The organism is Ferrovibrio sp. GW821-FHT12F09 (assembly GCF_058806775.1).
In genome coordinates, this window is record NZ_JBXAPZ010000001.1 from 2561709 (window position 1) to 2573233 (window position 11525).

General features: G+C 63.9%; 14 protein-coding genes and 3 tRNA genes. 14 read left to right on the forward strand and 3 right to left on the reverse strand.

The window, feature by feature from the left end; translation table 11 throughout:
• Positions 1 to 2: 2 nt before the first annotated feature.
• From AC1ROB_RS12775 to AC1ROB_RS12810, 8 genes are all read left to right on the forward strand, one after another.
• Positions 3 to 908: a hydroxymethylglutaryl-CoA lyase gene (locus tag AC1ROB_RS12775; protein ID WP_492970786.1), complete on the forward strand. Its 906-nt coding sequence runs from the start codon at positions 3 to 5 to the stop codon at positions 906 to 908.
• On the forward strand, positions 899 to 1354 hold the full coding sequence (locus tag AC1ROB_RS12780; RefSeq protein WP_492970785.1) for a DUF1489 family protein: 456 nt from the start codon (positions 899 to 901) through the stop codon (positions 1352 to 1354). Before AC1ROB_RS12775 ends, AC1ROB_RS12780 begins: the two co-directional genes overlap by 10 nt.
• Positions 1355 to 1384: 30 nt before the next feature.
• Positions 1385 to 2212, forward strand: coding sequence for a division plane positioning ATPase MipZ (locus tag AC1ROB_RS12785; RefSeq protein ID WP_492970784.1), 828 nt, complete (start codon positions 1385 to 1387; stop codon positions 2210 to 2212).
• A 148-nt stretch (positions 2213 to 2360) separates the two neighbouring features.
• Positions 2361 to 3332, forward strand: coding sequence for a tripartite tricarboxylate transporter substrate binding protein BugD (locus AC1ROB_RS12790; protein ID WP_492970783.1), 972 nt, complete (start codon positions 2361 to 2363; stop codon positions 3330 to 3332).
• 127 nt (positions 3333 to 3459) lie between these two features.
• Complete coding sequence (locus tag AC1ROB_RS12795) at positions 3460 to 3918, forward strand: tripartite tricarboxylate transporter TctB family protein (protein WP_492970782.1); 459 nt, start codon at positions 3460 to 3462, stop codon at positions 3916 to 3918.
• A gap of 11 nt (positions 3919 to 3929) precedes the next feature.
• Positions 3930 to 5435: a tripartite tricarboxylate transporter permease gene (locus AC1ROB_RS12800; RefSeq protein ID WP_492970781.1), complete on the forward strand. Its 1506-nt coding sequence runs from the start codon at positions 3930 to 3932 to the stop codon at positions 5433 to 5435.
• 103 nt (positions 5436 to 5538) lie between these two features.
• Positions 5539 to 6246 (forward strand): VWA domain-containing protein, encoded by a 708-nt coding sequence (locus AC1ROB_RS12805; RefSeq protein ID WP_492970780.1) that lies wholly within the window; start codon positions 5539 to 5541, stop codon positions 6244 to 6246.
• Between the two features lie 2 nt (positions 6247 to 6248).
• On the forward strand, positions 6249 to 7046 hold the full coding sequence (locus AC1ROB_RS12810; protein ID WP_492970779.1) for a DnaJ domain-containing protein: 798 nt from the start codon (positions 6249 to 6251) through the stop codon (positions 7044 to 7046).
• A 4-nt stretch (positions 7047 to 7050) separates the two neighbouring features.
• Here AC1ROB_RS12810 and AC1ROB_RS12815 read toward each other — a convergent pair whose 3' ends face one another.
• On the reverse strand, positions 7051 to 7371 hold the full coding sequence (locus AC1ROB_RS12815) for a hypothetical protein (protein WP_492970778.1): 321 nt from the start codon (positions 7369 to 7371) through the stop codon (positions 7051 to 7053).
• Between the two features lie 135 nt (positions 7372 to 7506).
• On the opposite strand from AC1ROB_RS12815, the gene AC1ROB_RS12820 reads away from it, so the two are divergent.
• Positions 7507 to 7860 (forward strand): nuclear transport factor 2 family protein, encoded by a 354-nt coding sequence (locus tag AC1ROB_RS12820; protein WP_492970777.1) that lies wholly within the window; start codon positions 7507 to 7509, stop codon positions 7858 to 7860.
• Positions 7861 to 7867: 7 nt separating this feature from the next.
• Here AC1ROB_RS12820 and AC1ROB_RS12825 read toward each other — a convergent pair.
• A tRNA-Thr gene (locus AC1ROB_RS12825) sits at positions 7868 to 7942 on the reverse strand.
• 165 nt (positions 7943 to 8107) lie between these two features.
• Here AC1ROB_RS12825 and AC1ROB_RS12830 point away from each other — a divergent pair.
• The 3 genes from AC1ROB_RS12830 (at position 8108) to bfr (ending at position 9676) form a co-directional block, all read left to right on the forward strand.
• The gene (locus tag AC1ROB_RS12830) at positions 8108 to 8686 is read left to right on the forward strand and encodes a hypothetical protein (RefSeq protein WP_492970776.1); all 579 of its coding nucleotides are present in this window, start codon (positions 8108 to 8110) and stop codon (positions 8684 to 8686) included.
• Positions 8687 to 8700: 14 nt separating this feature from the next.
• Positions 8701 to 8931 carry a (2Fe-2S)-binding protein gene (locus AC1ROB_RS12835; RefSeq protein ID WP_492970775.1) on the forward strand — a complete coding sequence of 77 codons (231 nt, stop codon included), beginning with the start codon at positions 8701 to 8703 and terminating at the stop codon, positions 8929 to 8931.
• Positions 8932 to 9193: 262 nt separating this feature from the next.
• Positions 9194 to 9676 (forward strand): bacterioferritin, encoded by a 483-nt coding sequence (gene bfr / locus AC1ROB_RS12840; RefSeq protein WP_492970774.1) that lies wholly within the window; start codon positions 9194 to 9196, stop codon positions 9674 to 9676.
• 73 nt (positions 9677 to 9749) lie between these two features.
• Here the strand turns inward: bfr and rlmB are convergent, their stop codons facing one another.
• Complete coding sequence (gene rlmB, locus AC1ROB_RS12845) at positions 9750 to 10910, reverse strand: 23S rRNA (guanosine(2251)-2'-O)-methyltransferase RlmB (RefSeq protein ID WP_492970773.1); 1161 nt, start codon at positions 10908 to 10910, stop codon at positions 9750 to 9752.
• Positions 10911 to 11056: 146 nt separating this feature from the next.
• On the opposite strand from rlmB, the gene AC1ROB_RS12850 reads away from it, so the two are divergent.
• Positions 11057 to 11142: transfer RNA gene (locus AC1ROB_RS12850), tRNA-Tyr, on the forward strand.
• A gap of 71 nt (positions 11143 to 11213) precedes the next feature.
• Positions 11214 to 11287: transfer RNA gene (locus tag AC1ROB_RS12855), tRNA-Gly, on the forward strand.
• Positions 11288 to 11525 lie beyond the last annotated feature (238 nt).

Below are 11525 nucleotides of genomic sequence, written 5' to 3' on the forward strand. Positions count from 1 at the left end.
TCATGGGCATGCCGTCCAGGATCACCCTGTGGGAAGCGGGGCCGCGCGACGGCCTGCAGAACGAACCCGGCATTGTCTCCACCGAGGTGAAAGTGGAGCTGATCGACCGTCTGGTCGATTGTGGCCTGAAACACGTGGAAGCCACCAGCTTCGTCTCGCCGAAATGGGTGCCGCAGATGGGCGACCATGAAGCGGTGATGGCACAGCTGAAGCGCCGGCCCGGCGTGACCTATCAGGTTCTGACGCCGAATATGAAGGGCTACGAAGGTGCGCGCGCCGCCGGCGCCGAAGCCGTGGGCATTTTCGTTGCCGCCAGCGAGAGTTTCTCCAAGAAGAATATCAACTGCACCATCGACGAAAGCATCGAACGCCTGCGCCCGGTGGCGGAAGCGGCCCGGCGCGATGGCGTGAAGCTGCGCGGCTTTGTTTCGGTCGTGGTCGGCTGCCCCTTTGAAGGCGCCATCGCGCCCGAGCAGACGGCGAAAGTGACCAAGCAGCTCTACGATCTCGGCTGCGACGATATTGCCCTGGGCGATACCATCGGTGTTGGCACACCGGGCAAGGTCAAGGCGATGATCGAGGCCTGCGCGAAGCTGGTGCCGCTCGAAACCATCGGCGCGCATTTTCACGATACCTATGGCCAGGCCCTGGCCAATACGCTCGCCGCGCTCGAATGCGGCATCGCACGGCATGATGCTTCCGTCGCCGGCCTGGGCGGCTGCCCCTATGCGCCGGGCGCCACCGGCAATGTCGCTACCGAGGATGTGGTCTATATGCTGGACGGCATGGGGATCGAGACCGGCGTCGACCTGAAGAAACTGGTGCAGACGGCCTGGTGGATTTCCGACCGCCTCGGCCGGCCGCCGGTCTCCAGCGTGGCAAGGGCGCTGAAATCCAAATGCCTGTGAAGAAGCCTGCCCCGAAGACGTCCATCGTTCCGGTTCATCTGCTGAAGATCGCCGTCGGCATCGACAGCATGGAGCACTTCCAGGAGCGCATGAAAATGCGCAGGAAGGCCGGCAAGACCTTCACCCATTACACGCGGCATATGCCCAAGCGCGCCGAAGAGGTGCTGGCCGGCGGCTCGCTCTACTGGATCGTCAAGGGCTATATCGCCGTGCGCTGCCCCATCGTGCGGCTGGAAGAGGCGGTGCTGGAAAACAAGGGGCCTCATTGCGGCATCGTGATGAAGACCGAGCTGATCCCGGTGCTGCCGCAGCCGCGCCGCCCGCACCAGGGCTGGCGCTATCTGGAAGACGAAGACACACCGCCGGATGTCTCCAAGGCTGGCAAGGGCGCTGCCGAAATGCCGCCCGAGCTGCTGGCCGAGTTGCGCGCGCTCGGGCTGCTATAGTTTCAACAGGATCTGTATCCGGAGTTCACCATGACCGCTCAACAGCGGGCACGCATCATTGTCGTCGGCAACGAGAAGGGCGGCTCAGGCAAGTCGACCACCTCGATGCATATCCTGATCGCGCTGCTGACCGAGGGCGGCCGTGTCGCCGCCATCGATCTGGACGGCAAGCAGCGCACGCTGACCCGCTATCTGGAAAACCGGCAGGCTTTTATCGCCAAACATAACCTGCGCCTGGCGATGCCCGAGCATGTGGTGATCACCGAAAGCGACCAGCCGCATCGTCCGGCAGCCGAGGCCGAGGAAGCGGCGCGTTTCGCCGAGGCCGTCGCCGGTCTTTCCACTCGTCACGATTTCATCCTGGTCGACTGTCCCGGCAGCGATACCAACCTGGCCCGTATCGGTCATTCCCATGCCGATCTGCTGATCACGCCGGTGAATGACAGCTTCATCGACATCGATCTGCTCGCCACAATCGATCCGGACACGCTGAAGGTGATAAAGCCCAGTCGTTATGCCGTCATGGTTTGGGAGCAGCGCAAGCAGCGGCTGGCGCGCGACCGCCAGAGTGTTGACTGGGTTGTGATCCGCAATCGCCTCTCGCATCTGGACGCGCGCAACAAGCGCAATGTCGGTCATGTGCTGGAGGCGCTGGAAAAACGCATCGGCTTCCGGTTTTTGCCGGGCTTGTCGGAACGCGTGATTTTCCGCGAACTTTTCCTCAGTGGCCTGACACTGATGGACCTCGACCGCACCAGCCTTTCCGGTGGCGCCGGCGGCATCAATATGGCGCAGGCGGCGGCGCGTCAGGAGGTGCGGGCCCTGCTGCTCGGCCTCAACCTCATCACCGAAGACTGATCTGCCTTAAACGGCGGCATTGCTGCACTGCACAAGCGAAATTCCTCCATGGGTTTTGCTTGGAGGGCGCGGCCAAGTTATGCTTTATACAACGGCTATTCGACCGGTCCCGTACAGGTTCCGTGGAATTGTTAAACAGGGAGACGATATGAAAAAGACTCTTTCGCTGCTCGCTGGCAGCCTGCTGCTTCTGGGCACCGCTGCTCAGGCGCAGGACTATCCGTCCAAGCCGATCACCATCGTGGTGCCGTTCGCTGCCGGTGGCCCGACTGATACGGTCGCCCGTCTTGTGGCCCAGTCGATGGGCACGACGCTGAAGCAGCAGGTCATCATCGAGAACGTTGGCGGCGCCGGCGGCACGCTGGGCGCCGGTCGTGTTGCCCGCGCAGCACCCGATGGCTACACCCTGCTGCTGCATCATATCGGCCACGCGACCAGCGCCTCGCTGTATCGCAAGCTGCCCTACGACACCATCACCGACTTCGAGCCGATCGGCCTGATCACCGACGTGCCGATGACCCTGGTGGCGAAGAAGGACCTGCCGCCGAAGGATATGAAGGAACTCATCGCCTACGTGCAGCAGAACAAGGACAAGGTGTCCTACGGCAATGCCGGTATCGGCGCGGCCTCGCATCTCTGCGGCCTGATGTTCATGAGCGCCATCAAGACCCAGATGACCACCGTTGCCTACAAGGGCACCGGCCCGGCCATGAACGACCTGCTGGGCGGCCAGATCGACCTGATGTGCGACCAGACGACCAACACCACCGGCCAGATCAAGGGCGAGAAGATCAAGGCCTATGCGGTCACCACCAAGACCCGCGTGCCGTCGCTGCCCAACCTGCCGACCATGGATGAGTCGGGCATCAAGGACTTCGACGTCTCGATCTGGCATGGCCTCTATGCGCCGAAGGGCACGCCGAAGGCTGCGATCGACAAGCTGGTGCCGGCTCTCCAGGCCGCGCTGAAGGACACCAATGTCGTGACGCGTTTCCGTGAACTCGGCACCGAGCCGGTGGCGCAGGATCGTGCAACGCCTGCGGCGCTTGGTCCGTACCTGAAGGCCGAGATCGCCAAGTGGGCGCCGGTGATCAAGGCGGCCGGCGAATACGCTGACTAAACGCAGTATATCTTTGGCGTAAAAGATGGGGCGTCCGGCCTTTTGCAGGCCGGGCGCCCCTTGTACAAAGTCTGCCCCATGGCCAAGGTGGCCGGGGGGCAGCCGGGGATACGGCGCAGGGGGAAAAATGTCCTTTATCCGCAATCCAAAAGACTTTTATTCCGGCCTACTATTCATCCTGTTTGGCGTTGGCTTCATCTGGCTGGCCCGGGATTACGGTTTCGGCACGGCCCGCCGCATGGGACCGGCATTCTTCCCGATCGTGCTGGCGGCCATTCTGGTCATCATTGGCATTGTGATCGGTGTGCGCGGCATCGCGGTTTCTGAAGAGCCGCCGCGCGGCTTCACCTTCAAGGGCCTGCTGCTGGTCATTGTTTCCACGCTGCTGTTCGCGGTGTTGGTCCGCAATGCCGGCGTTCCCGTTGCCACCGCGATCCTGGTCGCCGTCAGTGCTTTCGCCAGCCAGCGTTTCAAATGGATGCCGACCCTGGTGCTGGCGATCGGCATGGCCGTGTTCTGCGTCATTGTTTTCGTCTATGCCCTGGGGCTGCCGATGCCGGTCCGCGGGCCGTGGCTTGGCGGTTGAGGAGTTAAGTCATGGAACTGCTTTCCAACCTGATGATCGGCATCGAAGTTTCGATGACGCCGCTCAATCTGCTGTACTGCCTCGGCGGTGTGTTTGTCGGGACGCTGATCGGCGTGTTGCCGGGCCTTGGGCCGACGGCGACCATCGCCATGCTGCTGCCGGTGACCTTCGGCCTGCCGCCGGTTTCGGCGCTGATCATGCTCGCGGGCATCTATTATGGCGCCCAGTATGGTGGTTCCACCACAGCTATCCTGATCAACCTGCCGGGTGAGTCATCCTCGGTGGTGACGGCGCTGGATGGCTATCAGATGGCGCGGCAGGGCAGGGCCGGCCTTGCGCTCTCGACGGCTGCGCTCGGATCGTTCTTCGCCGGCACGGTGGCGACCTTCCTGCTGGCGGTGTTCGCGCCGCCGCTGGCCGAGATCGCGCTGAAATTCGGTCCAGCCGAATACTTTTCGCTGATGGTGATGGGTCTGGTGGCGTCGGTTGTGCTGGCGCATGGGTCGCTGATCAAGGCGATCGCGATGATCCTGCTCGGCCTGCTGCTCGGCTTGGTCGGCACCGATGTGACCTCGGGCACGCCGCGCTTCACCTTCGATGTCCCGGAACTGGCCGACGGCATCAACTTCGTGATCGTCGCCATGGGCATGTTCGGCCTGGGCGAGATTATCCGCAATCTGGAGAGCGAAGAATCGCGCGACGTCTTCACCAAGAAGATCACCGGCCTGCTGCCGACCTGGGCGGATATCAAGACCATCATCCCGCCGGTGCTGCGTGGCACGGCGCTCGGCTCGGCGCTCGGCATTCTGCCGGGCGGCGGCGCCATGCTGGCATCGTTTGCGGCCTACTCGCTGGAAAAGAAGGTCTCGAAGAATTCGAAGAATTTCGGCAAGGGCGCCATCGAAGGCGTGGCCGCGCCGGAATCGGCGAACAACGCCGGCGCGCAGACCTCGTTTATCCCGATGCTGACGCTTGGCATTCCGTCCAATCCGGTGATGGCGCTGATGATCGGCGCCATGATCATCCAGGGCATCCAGCCCGGCCCGCAGGTGATGACCGAACAGCCGGCGCTGTTCTGGGGCATCATCGTTTCGATGTGGATCGGCAACTTCTTCCTGGTGGTGCTGAACCTGCCGATGATCGGTCTGTGGGTCCGCATGCTCACCGTGCCCTACCATCTGCTCTATCCGGCCATTCTGGTGTTCTGCGCCATCGGTGTGTTCTCGCTGAACAACTCCGATTTCGACGTCTACCTGATGGCCCTGTTCGGCCTGCTCGGGTATGTGCTGTCCAAGCTGGATTGCGAACCGGCGCCGCTGCTGCTCGGCTTCATTCTCGGTCCGATGATGGAGGAATACCTGCGGCGCGCCATGGTGCTGTCGCGCGGCGACCCGATGGTCTTCGTCGAGCGCCCGATCAGCGCCATCATGCTGGGCATGGCGGCCATCGGCCTGATCGTCGTGCTGCTACCGACCATTCGCAAGAAGCGCGAGGAAGCCTTCACCGAGGAAGGCTGACCGGCCTCTCCCGGACAATCCCGCAACGCCGCCGGCCCTGCCGGCGGCGTTTTGCTTTTCCGCCCATTTTGCTTTGTGGCGGCAGCACCTATATCCTTGCTGTATGAGCACGGAAAACCGGACCCCGGTGAAATCCTCGACCCAGCAGGTCGAAGCCTTCCTGCGCCAGGTCGCCCTGAGCCCCAAACCGGCCCCCCAGGCCGATGGCCGCGGCCGGCTGGTCTTTGCCATGGATGCCACCGCTAGCCGGCGGGCGACCTGGGACGAAGCCCAGAGCATTCAGGCCGATATGTTCCGCACCACGGCTGCCCTCGGCGGCCTGGATATCCAGCTGGTGTTCTTCCGCGGCCACGGCGAATGCAAGGCCTCGCCCTGGGTCGGCGAGGCCAATGCAATGCTGCGGCTGATGCGGCAGGTCGAATGCGTCGGCGGCCATACCCAGATCGAGCGGGTGCTCAAGCACACCATCGGCGAAACCCGCGAACGCCGGGTCAATGCCCTGGTCTATGTCGGCGACTGCCTGGAAGAGGCCCATGACGATGTCGCCCAGCGCGCCGGCGAGCTGGGCCTGCTGGGCGTGCCGATCTTCGCCTTCCAGGAAGGCGACGAGCCGCTGGCGCGCGCCTGTTTCCAGGATATGGCGAAGCTGACCCGTGGTGCCTATTGCGCCTTCGACAAGTCCAGCGCCGAGACCCTGCGGGCGCTGCTTACTGCCGTTGCCGTCTATGCCACCGGCGGCATGCGCGCCCTGGAAGATTACGGCCGTGGCGCCGGCGGGGATGTTCGGGCCCTGATCGGGCAGATGCGCTGACCATGGCCGCATGGTTTGCCATCGGTGTGGTGATCCTCGTCCTGCTGATGCTGGGCGCACGGGCCTTCGTCAATGCCGATCCGAAACTGCTGGCGCGGGGATTGAAGATCGGCGGCGCGGTGATCTGCGGCGGCCTGGCCATCTTTTTCCTCATCCGCGGCCGCATCGATGTGGCGATGATGCTGGGGGCCGGTGCAGCAGCCTCGCTGGGCTACCTGCCGCGCGGCCTGATCCCGTTCAGCGGCCTGTTCCACGGCCGCGGCCTCGGATCCGGATGGCAGCGCGCGCGTACAGGACACGAAGCCCCGCCGGACGGCATGGCCGGCAGCAGTGGCGGTCCGCAATCCAGCGTCGAGACCGCCTGGCTGCGCATGCATCTGGATCACGGCACCGGCCGCATGGATGGCGACGTGCTGCAGGGCCGCTATGGCGGCAGGCGGCTGTCCAGCCTGCGGTTCGAGGAGCTGATCCTGCTGCTGCGCGACTGCCGCGCTGCGGATAACCAGGGCGCGGCTTTGCTGGAATCCTATCTCGACCGCACGGTGGGCGAGGACTGGCGCGAGCGTGCCGCCAGCGGCGATCCGGGCGAGGCGGCAGATCCGATGTCCGGGGCCGCAAATGGCAGCACCATGACGCGTGAGCAGGCCTGGGATGTGCTGGGGCTGAAGCCGGGCGCGCCGGAGGCCGATATCCGCGCCGCCCATCGCCGCCTGATGAAGAAATTCCATCCCGACCAGGGCGGCTCGACCTATCTGGCGGCGCAGATCAACCGGGCCAAGGACCTGCTGCTCGACGCTTGACGCGTCAGTTGCGCAGCAGCTGCAGGCGCCAGTCGGTGGGCAGCTCGATCAGCTGCACCTGGCCATTGGCCTTGCTGTAGCGGCATAGCAGCTGCGCCGAACTCTGCTTCATATGCGGCTGCGGCCACATGCCGGTCACCAGCATCAGCACTTCATCGTTGAAATCGGCGGGCTGGGCGCTGGCCTTGGCTTCCAGCAGGCCGCTGGCGGCCGTACAGCGCTGTCCGGCCGTGACGAACAGCGCCTGCCAGGCCTCGGGCGTCGAGGCACGGGCCGGCAGGATAGCCAGCGTCAAGGCGACGAGAGGCAGCAGGCGAATCAGCATGGATGACATGCCGCAGCTTATGCCATGCATTGTGGTTTTTTTGGGAGGTCCGGCCGGATTGCATCGGCACAATTCCACGATTCCGTTTCGCCGCGGCCTTGCTAGTGTCTGTGCAACACGAACACAGAGCGGATCATGACTCCTGAAGAGATCGTCGGCCGGCAGCTCGATGCCTATAACGCGAAGGACATCGACGCCTTCATGGCCTGCTGGGCCGCAGACGCGCAGATTTTCGCCCATCCCGATACGCTGCTGGCCAGCGGCGCCGCCGCAATCCGGGCGCGCCATGAGGCGCGCTTCCGGGAACCGAACCTGTTCGGCAAGCTGATCGCGCGGATGTCGGTTGGCAGCACCGTGGTCGATCGCGAGGTCGTGACGCGGACCTTCCCTGAAGGGCCGGGCCGTGTGGATGTGATCGCGATCTATGAACTGGCCGGGGAGACCATTGCCCGCGCCTGGTTCGTGATGGGCCAGCCGGTGCTGGATTGACGGAAAATGGTGCCGGATGAGGGGATTGAACCCCCGACCTTCGGTTTACAAAACCGCTGCTCTACCGCTGAGCTAATCCGGCATCTGGGCCTGCAGTGGGCCGTCCGGGCGCCTGTTTACGTGAGCTATCCGCACCCGGCAAGCATAGTCGGGCTGCAAGAATGTCAAAAAGGGTACTTGATAATCACTCGCAAGATCGCTAAAACCGTATCTGAGAATGATTTGCACAGCAGGATTGCGTGTGGCGATGGGCGAGTTCCTCAGGACCGGTATCCGAAGCAGTCAGGACACGAGTGATGGCCAGGGGCAAAGCCCCGCCGGGCAGGCGCAGGCCGTCCAGCCATGGCCGACCAGCGTCCAGGAGCTGACCGAGGGCGAGCGCCTGGTGCTCTGGGCCTTCCGCCGCTGGATCGCCGGCCCCGAACATCTGCCCATGCTGGCCCGCGAATTCGACCGTCAGTTCCGCCGTGTTGAGTCGCGTCCGGCGCTGGTCTCGCTCGACGCGGCGATGGCGGTGCTGACCCGCCATGCCCGTCGCACCATTGTGCATCATCAGGCCTGCTGCCCCTGCCTCGCGGCCGATGAGGTCTGCGTGTTGTCCATTGTTGCCGCCCTGCAGAACGATGCCGGTCGCGCTGCCCAGGCGATGGCTCCCTGGCTGGTGCGCGGCGAGGGCGTTGCCGCCTTCCTCGCGCCTTTGCAGGCGCTGGCCGATTGCCTCGCTGGCAGTGGCCACGACCTGCCTTACCGTACCCGCCCGCGCAGCCCCGTGCAGCATGATGCGATGCTGCAGCCGGTGCCGGCGTCGGCGCAGCGTCTGCACTGAAGGCGGGGGCTGTCATGTATATCTGTCTCTGCCATGGCTTCACCGACGGCGATGTGCGCAACGCGATTGCCGGCGGCTGCAAATCGGTCGCGTCGGTCTATCGCCATCTGGCCGACCGTCCGCAATGCGGCAAATGCGTGCCGGATGTACGTGGCATGATCAACGCGCATAAAGGTACGCATCAGCATGGCGCCGCCTGCATGATGCCGGGCGCCGCCGTTGCCAGCCTGGAAGGTGCCGATTGAGCCAGGGCAGCACGCTGGAACTGGTGCTCTTCGCACTGGCGAGCCTTGGCGTTGTGTTCTCGACTCTGGCTGTTTTGCGCATGATGCGCAGTCGCGCGGTTATCGCGACTAAGTCGCACAGAAAATGAGTTAAGTCGCGGAAATCTTTGCGACTAACTCGTAATTTCACGCATTTTCCTTGAGGCTTTGAAACGGCGGGCGTAAGCCTCGTGCCAACCAGCGGCGTTGTTGAGTCGCTATTCCCGGCACAAGGAGTCCCGCCATGAAGGGCGACAAGAAAGTTCTGCAGCACCTCAACACCGTTCTGAAGAACGAGCTGACCGCCATCAACCAGTATTTCCTGCATGCACGCATGTGGAAGAGCTGGGGCTTCGAGCGGCTCGGCCATCATGAATACAAAGAGTCGATCGAGGAGATGAAGCACGCCGACAAGATCATCGAGCGTGTGCTGCTGCTGGAGGGCGTACCCAACCTGCAGGATCTCGGCAAGCTGAAGATCGGCGAGACGGTGCCCGAAGGTCTGAGCGCCAATCTCGATCTCGAGCGCAAGGGCCGCATCGACCTGGTCGCCGCCATGGCCCATTGCGAATCCGTGCAGGATTACATCAGCCGCGACATTCTCAAGGGCATCCTCAGCGATACCGAAGAGCATATCGATCATCTGGAGACCCAGCTCGATCTGATCGAGAAGGTTGGCGTGCAGAATTACCTGCAGTCGCAGATGGGCGACGGTTCGCCGTCGTAATCACGATTGCGCTGAAAAGAAAAAGGCCGGAGAAAACTCCGGCCTTTTTTTGTTGGTGCGCTGACCTGTGGCTTCAGCCGCGCACGCATTCGTAAAGCGCGACCGCTGCGGCAGCCGACACATTTAGGCTTTCCACCGCGCCGGTCATCGGCAGCTTCGCCAGGAAATCGCATTTCTCGCGGGTCAGGCGACGCAGGCCTTCGTCTTCCGCACCCAGCACCAGCGCCACGCGGCGGATGTCGGTCACGGCTTCCGCCAGCGTCTTGTCGGTTTCCATTTCCAGGCCGACGCGCCAGAAGCCGTAATCCGCCAGCAGGTCGAGCGCGCGCGACATATTGGTGACGCGGATCAGCGGCACGACTTCCAGACCGCCGGAGGCCGCCTTGGCCAGGGCGCCGGTCGCTTCCGGTGCATGGCGGTCGGTGACGATCACGGCACGGGCGCCGAAGGCCGCTGCCGAACGCAGGATGGCGCCGACATTGCGCGGATCGGTGACGTGATCGAGCAGCAGCACGATCTCGCGCGCGTCTTCGTCCAGCGGGTCTTTCAGCGATTCAACGCCACCGTCTTCCAGCGGATCGACCAGCACCGCAATGCCCTGGTGGACCGCGCCGGGCGGCAGCAGGCTGTCGAGGCGCACGCGGTCGATGATCTCCGGCTGATTGCCGGCGGGCAGGGCCTGCTGCAGGCTGTCCTGGGTCTCACGCGTCAGCACCAGGCGGCGCACATAGCGGGCGTCATTCTCCAGCGCTGCGATGACCGCATGATGGCCGTAGAGCCAGACCGGCAGGTCGCCGCGGGTATGGCGGCGATCGAAGCTGCGCTGGTCGGGGCGGCGTTCGCCGGTATCGCCCACATGACGGTCGGGGCCACGGCGGCCGGTTTCGCGATTCTGTTCTGGCGCTGGACGGGGGCCGCGCGACTCCGGGCGGTCCGGGCGGCGCTCGGGGCGCGGCGCTTCGGGGCGGCGGCCCTGATTCTCTTCCCAGGGGCGGTACTCGCCCGGCTTCGAGCGGCCGGTGATGGTTTTGCCGCCGGGTTTACCGCCAGCTTTGCCACCGGGGCCGGGTTTGCCCTTGAAGGGGCGATTCGCGCCGGCGGCAGCCTTGCCGGGACGGCTGTCCGGGCGGCTTTCGCTGCGTTCGCGGCCTTCGGGGGCACGGTTTCGGGGGCCGGAAGCGCCCTTGGAGGGGGCGCGTTTCGGGGCTCGGGTATCTGGCTTGCGTCTGGACATGGGGGCCTTTATAGTGCCGGCCGTCAGAAGCAACAACATTGCCGCCGAACCTCATTTTTGTTCGAGGGGAGGGGGCGATGACGGGGCTTTTGTCGCGTTTTTCCATTGACGGGCAGATATCCCTTCGGTAATCGAGGGGCCCGGTCGGAGGGGTGCCCGAGTGGCTAAAGGGGACGGACTGTAAATCCGTTGGCGTACGCCTACGCTGGTTCGAATCCAGCCCCCTCCACCATCTCCACGCCATCTGAAAGATGCATTGGCATCAATAGGTTGGTGGAAGTTTTTGGAAAGTGACGCGAAGCGGCGGGTGTAGCTCAGTGGTAGAGCCCCAGCCTTCCAAGCTGGTTGCGAGGGTTCGATTCCCTTCACCCGCTCCAGCTTAGTAGGGCGGACATGCCTTGGCATGGTCCGCTCGCGGCATTTGGGTTAGCGAACGGCGCCATCAGGGCGCGGCGCGAATCCGGGTGTCGCACCGTGAACGCAACAGGCGGGTCCGCAAGGGGCCGTCGGACACTGGTCGGATAACAGGAATAGAGCGATGGCCAAGGCAAAGTTTGAGCGTAACAAGCCGCACTGCAACATTGGTACGATTGGTCACGTTGACCATGGCAAGAC